Source organism: Paenibacillus sp. 1182, from assembly GCF_017833915.1.
Taxonomy (GTDB): domain Bacteria; phylum Bacillota; class Bacilli; order Paenibacillales; family Paenibacillaceae; genus Paenibacillus; species Paenibacillus polymyxa_D.
Map to the genome: position 1 here is coordinate 111,959 of NZ_JAFICR010000016.1, position 16,175 is coordinate 128,133.

The window sequence follows — 16,175 nt, forward strand, 5'->3', positions numbered from 1 at the left end:
TGACCTCCTTATTTTTGATCCACCAAATCGACGTAACCGGGACGATTCCACTTGCGGTCCACTTCAACCCCATTTTGCGGATGACGCTTTTTGTAACGCGGATTGATACGTGGCAGTGGATTTTGACCGTCTACCTCCAAAATTTGCATCCGTACTTTGGCTTGTTTATAGGCCGGTGTGCGGGTGACCACATCGAACGCTCCTCCAGTTAACAGATTGACCGCACTATCATGGCTGGTAGAGTGCATCGGCACATAAATTTCAGTTCCTTGCACCCGGTCTGTCACCAGAACTCGTAGCTTGACCGCACCATAAGGGGATTCCAGTCGAACCAGCGATCCATTATGGATTCCGCGCTCCTCAGCCAATTCAGGTGACACTTCCACAAATACTTTTGGGAGTTTGAGCTGAATGCCTGCCGATTTGGTCGTCATATTTCCCTCATGAAACTGTTCGAGCAGTCGACCATTATTTAAGGTCAGATCGAATTCAACAGGGTACTCTTTTGGTGGTACATATTCGAAAAGTCCCAAACGCGCTTTTTTATCTGGAAAGTTAAAGCCGTTGGTGTGCAGCAGCGGTGTATTGCTACCATCCGGCGATCCCCAGTGGAAGCTGTTCCAGCCTTCCAATACGTCATAATTACATTGGGAGAAAAATGGAGTGAGCGACGCCATTTCCTCAAAAATTTCACTTGGATGGCTGTAATCCCAATCAAATCCCATATGCTTGGCAAATTGGCTGAAAATCCACCAATCCGGTTTACTGTCTCCCATAGGGCGGAGTGCTTCGTATAAACGCTGGACACGACGTTCAGTGTTCGTAAAGGTTCCGTCTTTTTCGAGTGAAGGTACGGCTGGCAAAATGACGTCAGCGAATTCAGCTGTCTTGCTCAGAAATACATCTTGAACGACAAGGAAATCCAAATTCGCCAGCATTTCTTGGGTATGGTTGGAGTCGGCATCCACCCATGCCATCTCTTCTCCAGCGATATACATCGCTTTGAGCTTACCTGTTTCAATGGCTTCTAGCATCTGAATGTTGTCCAGTCCGCGCTGACCTGGGATTTGTACACCGTAGGCCGCTTCAAACTTGGCACGAATGTCATCGTTCGTCACGGGCTGATAGCCCGGGAAAATATCCGGCATCGTACCCATATCGGCAGCACCCTGAACATTGTTATGTCCGCGAAGCGGATATGCGCCTGCACCCGGACGCATAAAGTTTCCAGTCACCAGCAGCAGATTGGCAATCGCAATCGAAGTGTAAGAGCCTGCGATGTTTTGCGTCACACCCATGCCCCAGCAAATGGCAGTGCCGTCGGCTTCGTGAATCATAGTCGCTACCTGAATCAGTGTCTCTTTGGAAATACCAGTTTCCTGTTCGGCAAAGTCCAGGGTGAATCGCTCTAGCAATTTCAAATATTCAGGATAGAAGTTTACATGCTCTTCAATGAATTTTGCATCATGCCAGTTTTGCCCAATGATGTATTTGGCTACAGCGGATAACCATACATAATCAGTACCTTGCTTCGGACGAATGAACAGATCAGCGCGTTCTGCCATTTCATGCTTGCGCAGGTCGACCGAGATTAACTTTTGACCGTGCAGCTTATGCGCACGTTTGATACGCGTAGCCAGCACGGGATGACCTTCTCCCGGCGCGCAACCGACCAGCATGACCAAACCTGCTTTGGCAATATCTTTAATCGTACCGCTGTCTCCACCGATGCCTCCGGTGTATTGCAGCCCCCATGACGCAGGAGATTGGCAATACCGTGAGCAATTATCGACGTTATTCGTTTGGAAGACCTGACGAGCCAACTTCTGCATCAAATAGTTTTCTTCATTGGTAAATTTGGACGAAGAAATAAAGCCGAGTGCTTCGCCACCGTAAGTTTCTTGAATAGCTCCCATTTTACTGGCCATCAGGCTCAGTGCTTCTTCCCAGGTTGCTTCCACAAATTCGTCACCTTGACGAATTAAAGGGGAGGTCAGACGCTGATCGCTGTTTACAAAATCCCAGCCGAATTTTCCTTTTACGCATGTCGAGATACCGTTAACAGGTCCCTCAGAGGTAGGTTGTACCTTCAAAATTTTGCGGCCTTTGGTCCAAACCTCAAAGCTGCAACCTACACCGCAAAACGTACAGACGGTTTTCGTTTTTTGCGTACGGGTTTCGCGCATCGCTGCTTCGGCTTCGGAAATAGCAAAAATCCCACTATAGCCCGGTTCCACTTCCTTTATTAAATCCACCATCGGATTTAATAAATCCTTGCTCATGCCACTCATGAAGCCTGCTTCTCCCAGCATAGATTTCTCCATCAAGGCATTACATGGACAGACGGTTACACACTGACCACAGCTAACGCAGGAGGATTCGTTAATCGCAACCCGGTCATCCCATATGACGCGAGGACGTTCAGCCTCCCAGTCGAGGGACAGCGTTTCATTAACCTGAAGGTTTTGGCATACCTCTACGCATTGGCCGCATGCAATACATTGATTGGGGTCATATCGGTAGAAGGGATGAGACATATCTACTTCTGTTGGGCCAACTTTCGGTTGATATGGATATTTTTGATGTTCAATTTCCATAAGCTCTGCTGTATTATGCAAAGTACAATTACCGTTGTTATTATCGCATACGGTGCAGTAGAGGAGATGATTTTCCAGCAATCGGTCCATAGCCTCGGTTTGAGCTGCTTTCGCGCGATCCGAATGTAAATGAATATTCATTCCATCCGAAGCCAATGTCGAGCAAGAACGCATAAGTTTTCCGTCCACTTCCACGATACATGTGTCACAGGTACGGATCGGATCGACCTCGGGAACGTAACACAGCTGGGGATGGGCGATATTGTTTTCGTTAATCACTTCAAGAATCGTTGCGCTGCTCTTCGTTTTCAGTTCCTGTCCGTTTAATGTAATTTTGATCGTACTATCAGTCACGGTTCAGGCTCCTTTCAGATTTTAAATTTAAAAATTAGGAATAAAAAAACTCCACCATAAACACAAGTGCTCATGTTCCAGCACTTGTGTTTATGGTGGAGTAGTGACCAAGCTCTAGGTCCTGGAGGCCAATCCGCCATTTGAATATGTATTAATAACAAACAGTACGCACCGTCTGTATATCAATAACTTCTGAATAACTTAGATATGTCATTTTCTGCATGTTATCTCGTGTAACTATAACGTAAAATTTAAGATAGTTCAACGGTACATTACTAATTTTTTAATTGATAATGATTATCGTTTGAGAAAACGAAAAATCATTGACAAACGTTCCAGGATTGCTAACAATAGGAATGTAGTCTATTTCTGAGCAATCGTAAATGGAGTGTACGTGGGAATCGCGTATATTTTATTTGTCGCAGCGCTTGTTAGTTTGATTTTTCTATATCGCATGATGTGGGATTCGTAAAATCCTGATGTAGATAAATTAACCGGCATTTAGCAGATTCTTCGATATTCATAAGCGAAGAAGTTGTTGTGATGCCGGTTTTTTGGTTCAGTATAAAATGAATGGAAATACCGTTCCGATTTAAAAGGGTAAAGAGTTTTATTAATGAAGACGGATTGAGGTGAACAGGATGGCGAACCGGAGCGACGATCAATGGAATCGTCCGTTACGGGACTTAAGAATATCCGTCATAGACCGATGTAATTTTCGGTGCCGATATTGTATGCCGGAAGAAATATTTGGCCATGACTATCCGTTTTTGCCAAAAGAAAAAATATTGACCTTTGAGGAAATCACACGCCTTTCCCGTATTTTTGTCTCGCTGGGCGTTACGAAGCTGCGTATTACTGGTGGTGAGCCGTTGCTGAGGAAAAATTTGTCCTCGCTTATTCATTCGCTAACTCAACTCGATGGGGTTGAAGATATTGCAATGACGACAAACGGCGTATTTTTGCCTAAATATGCTGCAGCACTGCGAGAGGCGGGACTGAAGAGAGTGACGGTTAGTCTGGATTCGCTCGATGATGATCGGTTCCGCCAAATGAACGGGGGCAGAAGCAGTGTAAAGGCGGTGCTGGATGGTATTGAGGCTGCGGATCAAGCAGGGATGCAGGTGAAAATAAATATGGTCGTGCAAAAGGGCTTTAACGATCAGGATATTGTACCCATGGCCGACTATTTCCAAAAGAAAAAGCATATTTTACGTTTTGTTGAGTTTATGGATGTAGGCAACACCAATGGCTGGAAATTAGATCAGGTCGTTTCCAAGCAGCAGATCATCGAAGTCATTCACGAGCATATGCCGTTAGAGCCTGTCGCACCCCAGTATAAAGGTGAGGTGGCGACGCGCTACAGGTATCAGGACAGAGACGGGGAAATCGGTATTATTTCGTCTGTTACGGACGCCTTCTGCTCCACATGTACACGAGCGAGAATTTCTGCTGAAGGCTCCTTGTACACGTGCCTGTTTGCCTCTCAAGGGTACAAGCTTCGCGCGATGCTACGTTCCGAACAGTCCGATGACGAGATTAGAGCTTACATTGAGCGTGTTTGGAGAGAACGTACCGATCGTTATTCAGAGGAACGACTGAATCATACACAGCAAGCAACGTCTAAAATTGAAATGTCACACATCGGCGGGTGAGCCGGAGAGCCAGCCTGTCAGAAATGAGGGAGTGGAGCACATGGAAAAGCCAGCTGAGGTGAAACGTGAGATTTTCCGTTATCGTGACGGTCAGATCAAGCGTTTTGAAGACACGGTGGTGACGGAGCATCCGGTGACCATCAAAATCAATCAGCAGGAATTTGCTACCATGGTTTGTACACCGGAGTATGTGGAGGATATGGCAGTAGGTTTTTTGGCCTCTGAAGGCGTCATTCAACGGTACGATGATATCGAAGATATTTGGGTTCAGGAAAAAGAAGGCTTTGTTCATATTAAAACCCGTCGAATGAATGAGTTTTATCAAAACTTTCATTCCAAACGGTACATTACCTCCTGTTGCGGAAAAAGTAGACAGGGCTTTTATTTTATAAATGATGCCAAAGTGGCAAAAAGAATGAATGACACCCATGTTACGCTGTCTTTTGACGATTGTTTCCGTTTGATGAATTTAATGCAAAACTCGGCACTTACGTTTCAGGAGACCGGTGGTGTTCATAATGCAGCGCTGTGCGATAAAAACGGGATGATCCTATCCAGAATAGATATCGGCCGACACAATGCGCTAGATAAAATCTATGGGCATTGCCTAAAACATGATATTGTATTACAAGACAAAATCATAGTATTCAGCGGACGCATTTCGTCTGAAATTTTGTTGAAGGTTGCGAAGATTGGCTGTGAAGTTGTTTTGTCCAAGTCAGCTCCCACAGAGCTTGCACTTGAGTTGGCTGAGGACCTGGGGATTACGACCGTTGGCTTTATACGCAGTCGTTCTCTGAATGTATATACGCATACCGAACGGATTGATGAACTAGTTGAATCTAAAATATAATATAATAATCTTCAATGTACACCGTCATAGTTAACCAGCATGGAATAAAACCTTTCGAGGTATTCATTCATGTTGGTTTTTCTTGGTACATATGTGGTGGGCAGTCACTGTACTGAAAAGGAGGGGATGTTAAATGAACTATCATATTCAAGTATTTGCTGGACTTGCGGAACAGATGGGAGGGCCTATAATTACGGTGCCTACTGAGCAAAAAACGATGACCGTTGCCGCATTAAAAGACTTGCTATCCGAGCGTTTCCCTGAATCAGCAGCTCAGTTGCAGGGTTCTTTTGTTGCCAGAAATCAAGCCTACGCCGCTCCTGAGGACCTCGTGAGTATACATGATGAGATTGCGATTATTCCTCCGGTTTCAGGAGGGTAGATTTTATTTAATAGGATAGGTGAATTCGATAGAATAGGTGCAAGGGGGCAGATCATATGCAATATCGTATTCAACTATTCGCAGATATGGCGGAGCAACTTGGTGATGTGATCACGGTAGAACTTTCACAGGAAGCGGTGACCATTGCAGACATTCGAAAAAGGCTGAATGAGCTGTACCCGGAAGTGGCTTCACAACTGCCAGGTTCTTTTTTTACCCATCATAAAAAGCTGGCTTCTCCAAATGAACTTGTGCTTCCATCAGATGCAATTGCTCTTCATCAGTCAGCATCCGGGATGGAGACGGTCGTTTCAAAATGTGGTTTATTTGCCATTACGTACGACCCGATTGATGCCGATGAAGTAACCTCAAAGGTACTCGACCCTTCTCATGGCGCCTCGCTGACCTTTAATGGTACGACTCGGGAATTTACGCAAGGTCAGCGAACGGTGTTGCTTGAATATGAGGCGTATGTCCCGATGGCCATGAACACGATGAAGCAGATTGGTGACGAAATTGCAGAACGTTGGCCTTCCACACGTACTGCGATTACACATCGGCTTGGCACGGTAAGAATTGGAGAGACGAGTGTGGTGATTGCTGTCTCAGCTGCACACCGCGATACTTGCTATGAAGCCAGCCGCCATGCCATTGAACGGTTAAAGCAAATCGTACCGATTTGGAAAAAGGAAGTGTGGGAGGACGGCTCAGAATGGAAGGGGCATCAGCTGGGTGGCTGGAACCCTCAAAGTACCCCAAAGCTTTCAAATAAGGGCGAGGACATCTAAGCTTTTAGCTTGTCTGATCAACTTGTAGCTATTCAATGGATAAGTATGGAGGCGTAAATCAACGATGTCAGAAATGGACAAGATCCAGAAAATAGAAGTTGCTGCACATGCGCATACGTCTCATGCCCGTTATTCTAGACAGGAATTATTCTCGAAAATTGGACCGACAGGCCAGCAAAATATCCGTAGTAAGCACGTGCTGATGGTGGGGGCCGGCGCACTGGGCACTGCCAATGCTGACATGCTGGTGCGAGCGGGCATCGGACGGCTGACGTTGGTAGACCGTGATTATGTAGACTGGAGTAATTTGCAGCGCCAACAGCTCTATGACGAAGCGGATGCCCGTAATCAGATCCCCAAGGCAGTGGCCGCGCAGAAGCGATTGCAGCAAACCAATTCGGACGTGGACATTCGTGCGCTAGTCCGGGACGTCTCGCTGGAGGAAATCGACGATATCGCAGCAGGGGTGGATCTCATCGTAGATGCCACTGACAATTTCGATACACGTTTGCTTATGAACGATTATGCGGTCAAGCACAGAATACCCTGGATTTACGGGGCATGTGTAGGTAGTTATGGGACAACCTTTACCATCGTGCCAGGGCAGACACCGTGCCTGCATTGCCTGCTCGGAACTGTACCGCTCGGCGGTGCAACCTGTGATACGGTCGGTGTGATTAGCCCGGCTGTACAGATGGTAGCGGCTTATCAAAGCGCCGAGGCATTGAAGCTGCTCACAGGGGACGATTCGGCTTTGCAAAATAAGCTGATTTCTTTCGATCTGTGGAACAATCAGCATCAGGCAATCCAAATCAGCGCCATGAAGAAAGCCGATTGTCCAACGTGTGGTGAGCACCCAGTGTATCCTTTTTTACAATCGGAGCATCAGGCTAAAACGGCTGTCTTGTGCGGACGAGATACGGTTCAAATCCGCCCGGCTTCGGGTGCTGTACGTGATCTGAATGAAGCGGCACGTTTGTTATCCCGTCAGGGGGGCAAAGTGGAGCATAATCCATACCTGGTATCCGTTGTTATCGGGACGCATCGAATCGTTCTTTTTCAGGATGGTCGCGTCTTAATTCATGGCACGAAGGACATCGCCGAGGCGAGATCAATTTATCACAAATATTTGGGTTGACCCAATAGATTCGACCCGTTATGAGATGTACAATGCTTCCTTATTTTCGCTATCTCATTTTGGAATTTATAGGATAGGGGAAGAACAAGTTGAAAAAGAAATTTGGGTACATATTCACGTTCGTTGGATTGTTGGCATGGGTTCTGGCTGGGTGTTCGTCTCCGGCTGCTGTACAATCGGCACAGTCCGCACCCAAGACAGAACTAGTCGTATCTGCCGCTGCAAGTCTTCAAGATAGTCTGAATACGCTCAAGGGCCAGTATGAGAAACAGCACCCAGATATCAAACTTACCTTTAACTACGCTTCATCTGGTACATTACAAAAACAAATTGAGCAAGGTGCACCTGTTGACGTATTTATTTCGGCAGGCATGAAGCAAATGAAGGCATTAACCGATGCTTCATTGGTGGAAAAGGATAACGTGCTGCTTCAAAATAAACTGGTTGTGGTTGTTCCGCAAGATAAGGCGAAAAGCACAGATAACAAAAGCATTACGCTCAATGACTTGATGGGTCCTTCTTTCCTGAAAGTGGCTGTTGGGGAGCCTACTACCGTTCCCGCCGGACAGTATTCTAAAGAATCGTTAACGAAGGCTGGACTATGGGACAAGCTGGAACCTAAGATGGTATTCGCCAAGGACGTAAGACAGGTATTAAATTATGTTGAAACAGGCAACGCCGATGCAGGACTCGTCTATCTAACGGATGCCAAATCATCCGATAAAACGGTCATAGCACTGGAAGTGCCCGAGGAATTGCATGCACCCATCCTGTATCCTGAAGGCATTGTAAAAGCAACCAAACACAGCCAGGAAGCAGGCGAGTTTCTTAATTTCCTACGGACAGATGAAGCTATGAGTGTGTTCAGTAAAGATGGATTTTCAGCCCCTACAGAAATGACGGGAAAATAGAATTCGCAGATAAAGGAGGGGGCCCGTTGGATTGGTCAGCTTTTCTTCCTCCGGTTATCGTATCTGTTAAAGTCGCTGTCGTCGCCAGCATCATCGTCTTTTTATTAGCTACTGTGGTAGCGCGGATGATGGCGAACTGCACGCCGCGGAGGGGAACCAGCGTGATCGAGACCGTCCTAATTCTTCCGCTCGTATTGCCGCCCACTGTTGTCGGCTTTATTTTGCTCATCTTGCTGGGAAGGAAAAGCTGGATTGGCACTGTCTTCGAAAGCCTGTTCCAGCAGACGATTGTATTTACGTGGGGATCTGCAGTGGTGGCGGCCGTAGTTGTTGCTTTTCCACTGGCTTACCGCACCATTAAAGCAGGTTTTGAAGCTGTAGACCCGGAGGTAGAGCAGGCTGCACGTGCGCAAGGTGCCAACGAATGGCAAGTGTTTCGCCACATTACGATGCCCCTTGCCTACCGACCCCTCATTTCAGGATACATTCTCGGATTTGCCCGAGGGTTAGGGGAATTTGGTGCTACGCTGATGCTCGCAGGTAATATTCCTGAACAGACCCAAACCCTGTCTACAGCGATTTACACCGCGTCCGAGGTCGGAAATATGACACTCTCTTGGAGCTGGGTAGCTGTTATCATTTTATTCTCTTTTATCATGTTGATGCTTTCTAATCGATTAGTAAAGGATTAGTCCGTTGGAGTAAGAACGTGCGTAGTTTGCCGATAGGGCAGTAGCGGCAACGTTAGCAGCTTTGATCACCAAGAAACCTTGCGATTACTAAAACGCAGGGTTTCTTGTTTCTTTCGACAGCGATTACGGTGAGCTCCTGGTCTTTGGTATGGCGCATAGGTTGCACTAATGGCCGATGCCAAAGAACAGATTTACTGGAATTAGGGTACAATTTACAAGAAAAACAAAAGGGGATGAGGAAGATGAAGAAATTCGGGCAAATGTTTCTGGTAGGTTTAGCCATGGTTTTCGGGCTTGGTCTGGTGACCGGAAATGTGCAACCTCCCGCTGCTTCCGCGGCTGGTACAGAATATTATGTGGCTACGAGCGGCAGCGACTCCAACGCTGGAACGAGCGACGCGCCGTGGAAGACGCTGCAGCACGCGGCCGACGTGGTTCCTGCGGGCAGCACGGTTTACGTCCGGGGCGGCGTGTACAAGCAGAAAGTAAAGATTACCCGCTCTGGCTCCGCTTCGCAGGGTCCCATTGTGTTCACCAACTATGGGACAGAGACCGCCATTATTGATGGCAGTGGACTTTCGGTCAGCGGGAACGAAGGGCTGATCGAACTGGCCGATGTCAATTACGTTACTGTTCAGGGGTTTGAAATCCGCAATTTTACCACTGCTTCCAAGAACGTGGTGCCTGTAGGTATTTATGTCCACGGTTCGGGCGGCTTCATTAATCTGTCCAACAATAAAATCCATGACATCAAAAACACGGTCACTCCGACCGGCAAAAATCGGCTGGGCCGGGATGCTCACGGTATCGCTGTTTACGGCACGAAAGCTCCGGCTTCGATTCACGATCTTACGATCAGCGGCAATGAGCTGTACAATCTCGTGCTGGGCTCCAGCGAATCGCTCGTTTTAAACGGCAACGTGGATGGCTTTGCGGTGACCGACAACCTCATTCACGATAATGACAACATCGGGATTGATTTGATCGGCTTTGAGGGCACCGCGCCGAATACGACTTACGATCAGGCGCGGAACGGGTTGGTGAAGGGCAATCGGGTGTATAATAATTCAGTTCAAAATAACCCATCTTACAAGAGCGATGACAACTCGGCCGGGGGCATTTATGTAGATGGGGGCAAGGACAGTATTATTGAGCAGAACTACAGCTACAACAACGATATCGGCGTCGAAATTGCCTCCGAGCACGCCGGTAAAGCCACCAGCAATATTACGGTCCGCAGCAACGTGATATATAACAACCGACTGACCGGCATTGCCATGGGCGGTTACAATGAGGAGCGTGGCTCCACGGTAAACTGCAAGATCGTGAACAATACACTATACAAGAACGATACATTTGAAGATGGAAGCGGCCAGTTTTTGGTTCAATATGATACGCGAAACAACGTGATCCAAAACAATATTTTCGTGGCCAGCTCCACGGATATGCTGATCTCCAATGGATACACCAAAAATTCCGGCAATGTTGTGGATTATAATTTATATTTTGCTCCGAGCGGCAGCTCGGAAGCGAATTGGATCTGGAAAAATAAGGAGTATACGGGTTTCTCCGCGTACAAATCGGGGACCGGCAACGATACGCATTCTCTATTTGCCGATCCTAAATTCGTGAGTGCCGCGAACAGCGACTTCCATTTGCAGTCTTCGTCACCTGCGATCGATGCCGGGAACACGGACCTTGCCATCATTGGAACACTGGATATCGACGGGAAGCCAAGAGTACAGGGAGTCGCTGTGAACATCGGTGCCTACGAGTAAGCCGTATATTTTATGACAAACAGTGCAACCGAAACGATGTGAGGCCACTGCTTGTACGTTTTTACAATGTTCCTTGCAATTAAAACACCTTCAAAGTGAAACCCCATGTCGTAAGATATGGAGATAACCTTGGAGGTGTTTTTGCGTTGGCAACAAGATTAAGCTATCTTCGGAAAGTAAAAATGGAAGTCATATAAATGAGATTAGAAAGTTGTTCCTGTTCGATAGGCTCCGATTAACATAGTTGTTGCACACCTTTGAACCATACGGATTTGATCGACAAAGTATCAGAGATGTTGGTTGTCGGATCACCGTTTACTAGTATAAGGTCAGCGAGCGAACCTTCGGCAATACAGCCGCGATCGTTAAGCCCAAAGCAACGGGCCGGTTTCGCGGTAGCCGACTGAAGCGCTTCTATGGGAGTAAATCCGGCCTCAACCAGCAATTGCATTTCATGATGAACGCTGGCTCCATGAGCAAGGCCGCCAAGATTGGGAACAGGAACGGGAGCGACATCCGTCCCGACCAGAATATCCACACCGGCACGGTGGAGATCCATCACATTTTTAAAGCTATTCTCCAAATTGCCTTGCGGGAAAGTATGGAAGCTTGATTTCAAAATATCGATCCATTCCGGACTTAATTTGGAATAAACACGTGAATCATTCGCCAATTCTGATGCTGGATTCCCCAGAATGGATGAGTTCAATACTAAGCACGGTATAACAAATGCGCCTGAATCCGCTATGGATTTCACCAACTCAGATGTGTATTCGGGCCTGTCGAGAAATAAGTGACCCAATCCGTCGACTCCAATATCGATGGCGGTTTGCGAAGAATGAGCCGTCAAGACGTGGGCTATGACTATTTTATCGAACTTATGGGCTTCTACCACAGCTGCTTTTAAAATCTCGTCGCTTAAAATAGGCAGTCCAGGGGCACCCAAGACCGTCCCTTCTTCAATCATGATTTTAATAAAGTCGGCGCCACTCTCCACTTGGGTATGCACATGTTTGATCGCTTCTTCCACTGTCGTCACTTGGGGCACTTTTTCGTGATCGTGAGCGTAAGCGGCTAGCATAGCTTCCCGGTCTTTCTTGGGTAACTTCTCCAATTCCTTTAATACGAACTCAGGAATTTCATCCTCATCCTGCAATAATTCATCCGGATGACCACCTGGAGCAGTGATCGCTGTGCCGGCGGAACGGACTTCAGCGGCATCATTCACGTTTTTCAACTGGATTTTGCGCCCTCTTTCTGTAAAACTGCCGTTCATTTCGAGTTCTGTCGTGACGCCGAATTTTAAAGCATCTCTTAACCCTCCGATTGAAGTGTGAACATGCGCATCAATCAAGCCGGGTAATAATGTCCCATTTTCCCCATCGATGATCGTTGCATGCGTCGGAAGGTCTCCGCCTACCGAAATAATAGTTTCCCCCTGGATGATAACATTTCTGGGCTCAATAACTTTTTCTCCATCGAAAATACGTACATTCGTAATCGCTGTAACTTTTTCTACCGTAGAGCTTTGAGTTACATTCTTCATGTCGTTCCTCCTTAGTGTTCATCTTCAAACAATTAGAATTCTAACTGTTAGTTATATAACTGTCAATAAACTGATTTTCATTTGACAAACAGTTTATAGATTTATATAGTTTATTTACTGACAATTAGACTTCTAATAATTTGAGGAGGTACGATGATGAAAACCCAACAGGATACGGTTTTTCTGGATTTGTTTCAGGTTATCGGTCTTAAGCTAAAGAAAAGAGCGGACGAGAGCATAAAAGAGTTGGGATTAAATGCTCAACAAGGAAAAATGATTAGATATATCTACGAGAATCAAGAAAATAATTTAATTCAGAAGGATCTTGCCGATCGGTTTCATCTGCGCGGAGCCAGCATTACAAGCATACTTCAAGGTCTTGAGCAAAAAGGATTCATCGAGCGCAAAATCCCGGCCAATAATGAACGGCAAAAAAATATTTATGTTTTACCAAAAGCCATTGAATTGATTGAAGCTTTTAGTGACTCTTTCCAAAAGGTGGAGGACGAAGTTGTTCAGGCCCTGACCGAAGAGGAGAAGCGAATTTTAGAGGGAATGTTAAATAAAATTAATGAACGCCTATAATTGCGTAAAATCATGTTCCAAAAATCACTTTCGCTAGTCTCTGTTTTATATGATAGGAATCGGTTATGATGGAAATAGTAATAGGGATTTTAGTAGATTTTAGGAGAGCGGTGCGATATGAGAAGGGAAACGGGTTTTAACGAAATTATTCGAAAAGTACGTAAAGAGCTATTTGGGAAAGGCCCGGAGCGCATACATACAACCTTTGTAGATAATATGGCCATCACGATGCTATATGGAAATTTAACCCCATCCGAAAAGTTTCTGGCACAAGAAGAATCCGGGAAAGAGATGGTGCATGCAGCCCGAACCAAAATGGTTCAAAAAATATATCCCACACACTTCAATAAAGAACTGGAGGATTACATGGATTCTCGGCTGCTGCACCTCTTTTCAGATATTAAAGTGGAGGAAGATATAGCCATATCCGTTTTTGTATTTGAAGATAATATTACTGCAAAATAAAAAAGAAAGCGGAACCGACATCGAATCCATATTGTTGGAGAGTTCGGCTTCACCCTCGATTTAATTAACGATGTCATAACCCAAGCGACCAACAGAAAAAAGACGGCAAGAAGCTGATTAAACCTTTGCTGTTCTCGGTCCTCCTGCACATACGAGGAGGGACTTTTCTTCAAGAAAAGCTTGGCTATCCGCACCCCATATCCCCTGTACTGCGTACGTAAATCACGGATCATGAAAGGAACCTACATAGTTTATGAAAAAAAATGATTTTGGAAATAGGATGAAGGAATATGAAAATGCCTATAGATTAAGCCTACCACGCCGTTTACCAGTAATCATCATAATTGATGGTGCGCATTTTCATACCTTTACGCGTGGGATGACGAAACCTTTTGATGAGAAACTAATTTTTGCATTATGGGAGACGTGTAAATATTTGGCCTATAACATTATGGGATGTAAATTGGTGTATCATCAGAGCGATGAAATCTCACTGCTTCTTACGAATGATGACAAATTAACGACGCAATCCTGGTTTGAAAATAATCTTCAAAAGATGGTGTCCATATCTGCCTCTCTAGCTACAGCCAAATTTAATGAGGAAATCCAAAAGGTTTACCCAGGTCAGCCTTTAGCCACTTTTGATGCGAGAGCTTGGGTTTTGCCTCAGGATGAGGTTACAAACTACTTCCTATGGAGACAACAAGATGCTACTAAAAACAGCATTTCTATGGTTGCTCAAGCCCATTTCAGGCATTCAGATCTAGAAGGATTGAACGGAAATCAGCTCCAAGACAAGCTTTTTGTGGAAAAAGGGCTAAACTGGAACGACCTTCCGGTCTGGCAAAAGCGGGGAATTTGCATTACCAAACAACAATACAACAAAGGCGAAGCCGTTAGAAGCAAGTGGGATGTTGATCATGAGACACCGATTTTTTCGCAGAATAGAGATTATATTAACCAATATGTATACTTGGACAAGGATGTGTAGATTTGGAGTGTGTTATTTTTATAGGAATTCAGGCTTCGGGCAAGTCGACTTTTTATAAAGAACAATTCTTCAAAACACATATGCGAATAAATCTGGATATGCTTAAAACACGAAATAGAGAAAATATTTACCTTCAGGCCTCCATCGAAGCAATGCAGCGCTTTGTTGTAGATAATACAAATGCCACTGTTATCGAACGGAAGAAATATATAGATGCTTGTAAAAATAAGGCGTTTAAAATTATTGGCTACTATTTTGAGCCCGATTTTGTAGAATCTATTAAACGTAATGAGCAACGTACAGGCAAAGAGTATATTCCTGAAATCGGTATTAAAAGTGTTATGCGTAAACTAGAGGTTCCGAGCTACGAAGAAGGATTTGATGAACTCTATAGCGTGATTTCCATGGAAGGAACGTTTCAGATTAGAAGGCTACCGGAAAACTATACAATATAGGGGGACTACCATGAACATACCTGAGAGATTCATCAAACGTTTTCCAGCATACGAGGACGTATTTGCCAGCGATCTTGAACATCATCGCAAGCATTTTCTGCCGATTTGCTCGATTAATCTTCAGTTCTTATTTCCAGAGCAGGACGAGTGGTTGCATTTTGTTTCCGTAAAAGAAATCTACGAAGGCTGTGTGGGTGAAAATACTCAGGACTTTCATACCTCATATACCAAGGAAGATATGCTGGGATTCGATGTAGTTGACGGCAAATACAAGTTCGAAGCAGACTGGAATTATTTTAGTCTTCATCAGAAGGAGCAATTGGAAGCTACCTATGAAGCGCTGAAATCAACCGGGGATAAAGCGTACCTACGTATGAAGAGAGAAGTCATGGCGTTGGGCGGACTGGAACAGGTGTATATGGATAATGAACAAGACTACCAAGCTCGCAAAGCGTTTTTCCTGGAAAATAATAAAATTTATCCATATTCCTCCTTTGGAGAGGCCAAAAAGTCTGTTGAAGAACTTACCCGTGATTTTGAGGAAAAGCAATCCAGTGGTTGGGGGCTGAGTTACCCTGAAGTTAACGGAATTTTAGATGATATCGCTTTTCAGTCTGACAAGGCTCAAAGTTACATCAAGGAATATGATGAATCTCTGGAAGAGATGCTCCAGTTCGAGCAAACCAATCTGCTTCATGTGCCTAAGCGTCCCAATGGTGAGACTTTTACCTATATCGGTTCCATTACCGGGTATTATTTTCAAGCGTGTGGGGCGGATACCGTCTATTTATTTTACGACCAAGAATTAAGTAAAGCGGTAATTTGCTTCGAATATTCATAAGTGTGGATTTTGCAAAATCCTGAAGTGAAAAAACTCCCATAATGGTCGTTTCAGGCTGTCGAGAAAGTCTCGACAGCCTATTTTATGTTAATTTTGTTTAAGACGACACCGCGTTAATGTTGTATAATATAGGTAACTATTGTA

Annotated in this window: 15 protein-coding genes; 13 read left to right on the top strand and 2 right to left on the bottom strand. The window is 45.2% G+C overall.

The features are described from left to right. Positions 1-8: 8 nt before the first annotated feature. Complete coding sequence (gene fdhF, locus JOD82_RS25245) at positions 9-2,951, bottom strand: formate dehydrogenase subunit alpha (protein ID WP_209950169.1); 2,943 nt, start codon at positions 2,949-2,951, stop codon at positions 9-11. Between the two features lie 641 nt (positions 2,952-3,592). Between fdhF and moaA the strand changes: the two genes are divergently transcribed. The 8 genes from moaA to JOD82_RS25285 all read left to right on the top strand — a co-directional run bounded on the left by moaA (position 3,593) and on the right by JOD82_RS25285 (position 11,148). Then, positions 3,593-4,606: a GTP 3',8-cyclase MoaA gene (gene moaA / locus JOD82_RS25250; protein ID WP_209950170.1), complete on the top strand. Its 1,014-nt coding sequence runs from the start codon at positions 3,593-3,595 to the stop codon at positions 4,604-4,606. 40 nt (positions 4,607-4,646) lie between these two features. After that, positions 4,647-5,459, top strand: coding sequence for a formate dehydrogenase accessory sulfurtransferase FdhD (gene fdhD, locus JOD82_RS25255; RefSeq protein ID WP_039274507.1), 813 nt, complete (start codon positions 4,647-4,649; stop codon positions 5,457-5,459). Between the two features lie 133 nt (positions 5,460-5,592). Further along, positions 5,593-5,841 carry a MoaD/ThiS family protein gene (locus tag JOD82_RS25260; RefSeq protein ID WP_029515416.1) on the top strand — a complete coding sequence of 83 codons (249 nt, stop codon included), beginning with the start codon at positions 5,593-5,595 and terminating at the stop codon, positions 5,839-5,841. Positions 5,842-5,897: 56 nt separating this feature from the next. Continuing rightward, positions 5,898-6,629: a molybdenum cofactor biosynthesis protein gene (locus JOD82_RS25265; protein WP_029515415.1), complete on the top strand. Its 732-nt coding sequence runs from the start codon at positions 5,898-5,900 to the stop codon at positions 6,627-6,629. Positions 6,630-6,693: 64 nt separating this feature from the next. Beyond that, entirely contained in the window at positions 6,694-7,767 is a 1,074-nt protein-coding gene (locus JOD82_RS25270) for a thiazole biosynthesis adenylyltransferase ThiF (RefSeq protein WP_029515414.1), read from the top strand. An 89-nt stretch (positions 7,768-7,856) separates the two neighbouring features. Then, complete coding sequence (gene modA, locus JOD82_RS25275) at positions 7,857-8,678, top strand: molybdate ABC transporter substrate-binding protein (RefSeq protein WP_029515413.1); 822 nt, start codon at positions 7,857-7,859, stop codon at positions 8,676-8,678. A 26-nt stretch (positions 8,679-8,704) separates the two neighbouring features. Next, positions 8,705-9,370: a molybdate ABC transporter permease subunit gene (gene modB, locus JOD82_RS25280; protein ID WP_029515412.1), complete on the top strand. Its 666-nt coding sequence runs from the start codon at positions 8,705-8,707 to the stop codon at positions 9,368-9,370. Between the two features lie 242 nt (positions 9,371-9,612). Continuing rightward, positions 9,613-11,148 carry a choice-of-anchor Q domain-containing protein gene (locus JOD82_RS25285; protein WP_209950171.1) on the top strand — a complete coding sequence of 512 codons (1,536 nt, stop codon included), beginning with the start codon at positions 9,613-9,615 and terminating at the stop codon, positions 11,146-11,148. Positions 11,149-11,383: 235 nt separating this feature from the next. Here the strand turns inward: JOD82_RS25285 and JOD82_RS25290 are convergent, their stop codons facing one another. After that, positions 11,384-12,694: an amidohydrolase family protein gene (locus JOD82_RS25290; RefSeq protein WP_209950172.1), complete on the bottom strand. Its 1,311-nt coding sequence runs from the start codon at positions 12,692-12,694 to the stop codon at positions 11,384-11,386. Between the two features lie 156 nt (positions 12,695-12,850). Here JOD82_RS25290 and JOD82_RS25295 point away from each other — a divergent pair, with 156 nt between their 5' ends. The 5 genes from JOD82_RS25295 to JOD82_RS25315 all read left to right on the top strand — a co-directional run bounded on the left by JOD82_RS25295 (position 12,851) and on the right by JOD82_RS25315 (position 16,031). After that, positions 12,851-13,279, top strand: a complete 429-nt coding sequence (locus JOD82_RS25295; protein ID WP_209950173.1) for a MarR family winged helix-turn-helix transcriptional regulator — start codon at positions 12,851-12,853, stop codon at positions 13,277-13,279. 117 nt (positions 13,280-13,396) lie between these two features. After that, positions 13,397-13,744, top strand: coding sequence for a Na-translocating system protein MpsC family protein (locus tag JOD82_RS25300; RefSeq protein WP_013311231.1), 348 nt, complete (start codon positions 13,397-13,399; stop codon positions 13,742-13,744). A gap of 253 nt (positions 13,745-13,997) precedes the next feature. Continuing rightward, positions 13,998-14,735 (top strand): tRNA(His) guanylyltransferase Thg1 family protein, encoded by a 738-nt coding sequence (locus tag JOD82_RS25305; protein ID WP_209950174.1) that lies wholly within the window; start codon positions 13,998-14,000, stop codon positions 14,733-14,735. Positions 14,736-14,737: 2 nt separating this feature from the next. Then, on the top strand, positions 14,738-15,190 hold the full coding sequence (locus tag JOD82_RS25310; protein WP_069010428.1) for an AAA family ATPase: 453 nt from the start codon (positions 14,738-14,740) through the stop codon (positions 15,188-15,190). Between the two features lie 10 nt (positions 15,191-15,200). Then, complete coding sequence (locus tag JOD82_RS25315; RefSeq protein ID WP_209950175.1) at positions 15,201-16,031, top strand: siderophore biosynthesis protein; 831 nt, start codon at positions 15,201-15,203, stop codon at positions 16,029-16,031. The last annotated feature ends 144 nt before the right edge of the window (positions 16,032-16,175 follow it).

Bases quoted from the DNA above. Each gene is read 5' to 3' on its own strand.
- moaA (WP_209950170.1), top strand. From the start codon at position 3,593: ATGGCGAACCGGAGCGACGATCAATGGAATCGTCCGTTACGGGACTTA.
- fdhD (WP_039274507.1), top strand. From the start codon at position 4,647: ATGGAAAAGCCAGCTGAGGTGAAACGTGAGATTTTCCGTTATCGTGAC.
- JOD82_RS25260 (WP_029515416.1), top strand. From the start codon at position 5,593: ATGAACTATCATATTCAAGTATTTGCTGGACTTGCGGAACAGATGGGA.
- JOD82_RS25265 (WP_029515415.1), top strand. From the start codon at position 5,898: ATGCAATATCGTATTCAACTATTCGCAGATATGGCGGAGCAACTTGGT.
- JOD82_RS25270 (WP_029515414.1), top strand. From the start codon at position 6,694: ATGTCAGAAATGGACAAGATCCAGAAAATAGAAGTTGCTGCACATGCG.
- JOD82_RS25285 (WP_209950171.1), top strand. From the start codon at position 9,613: ATGAAGAAATTCGGGCAAATGTTTCTGGTAGGTTTAGCCATGGTTTTC.
- JOD82_RS25290 (WP_209950172.1), bottom strand. From the start codon at position 12,694: ATGAAGAATGTAACTCAAAGCTCTACGGTAGAAAAAGTTACAGCGATT.
- JOD82_RS25295 (WP_209950173.1), top strand. From the start codon at position 12,851: ATGAAAACCCAACAGGATACGGTTTTTCTGGATTTGTTTCAGGTTATC.
- JOD82_RS25300 (WP_013311231.1), top strand. From the start codon at position 13,397: ATGAGAAGGGAAACGGGTTTTAACGAAATTATTCGAAAAGTACGTAAA.
- JOD82_RS25305 (WP_209950174.1), top strand. From the start codon at position 13,998: ATGAAAAAAAATGATTTTGGAAATAGGATGAAGGAATATGAAAATGCC.
- JOD82_RS25315 (WP_209950175.1), top strand. From the start codon at position 15,201: ATGAACATACCTGAGAGATTCATCAAACGTTTTCCAGCATACGAGGAC.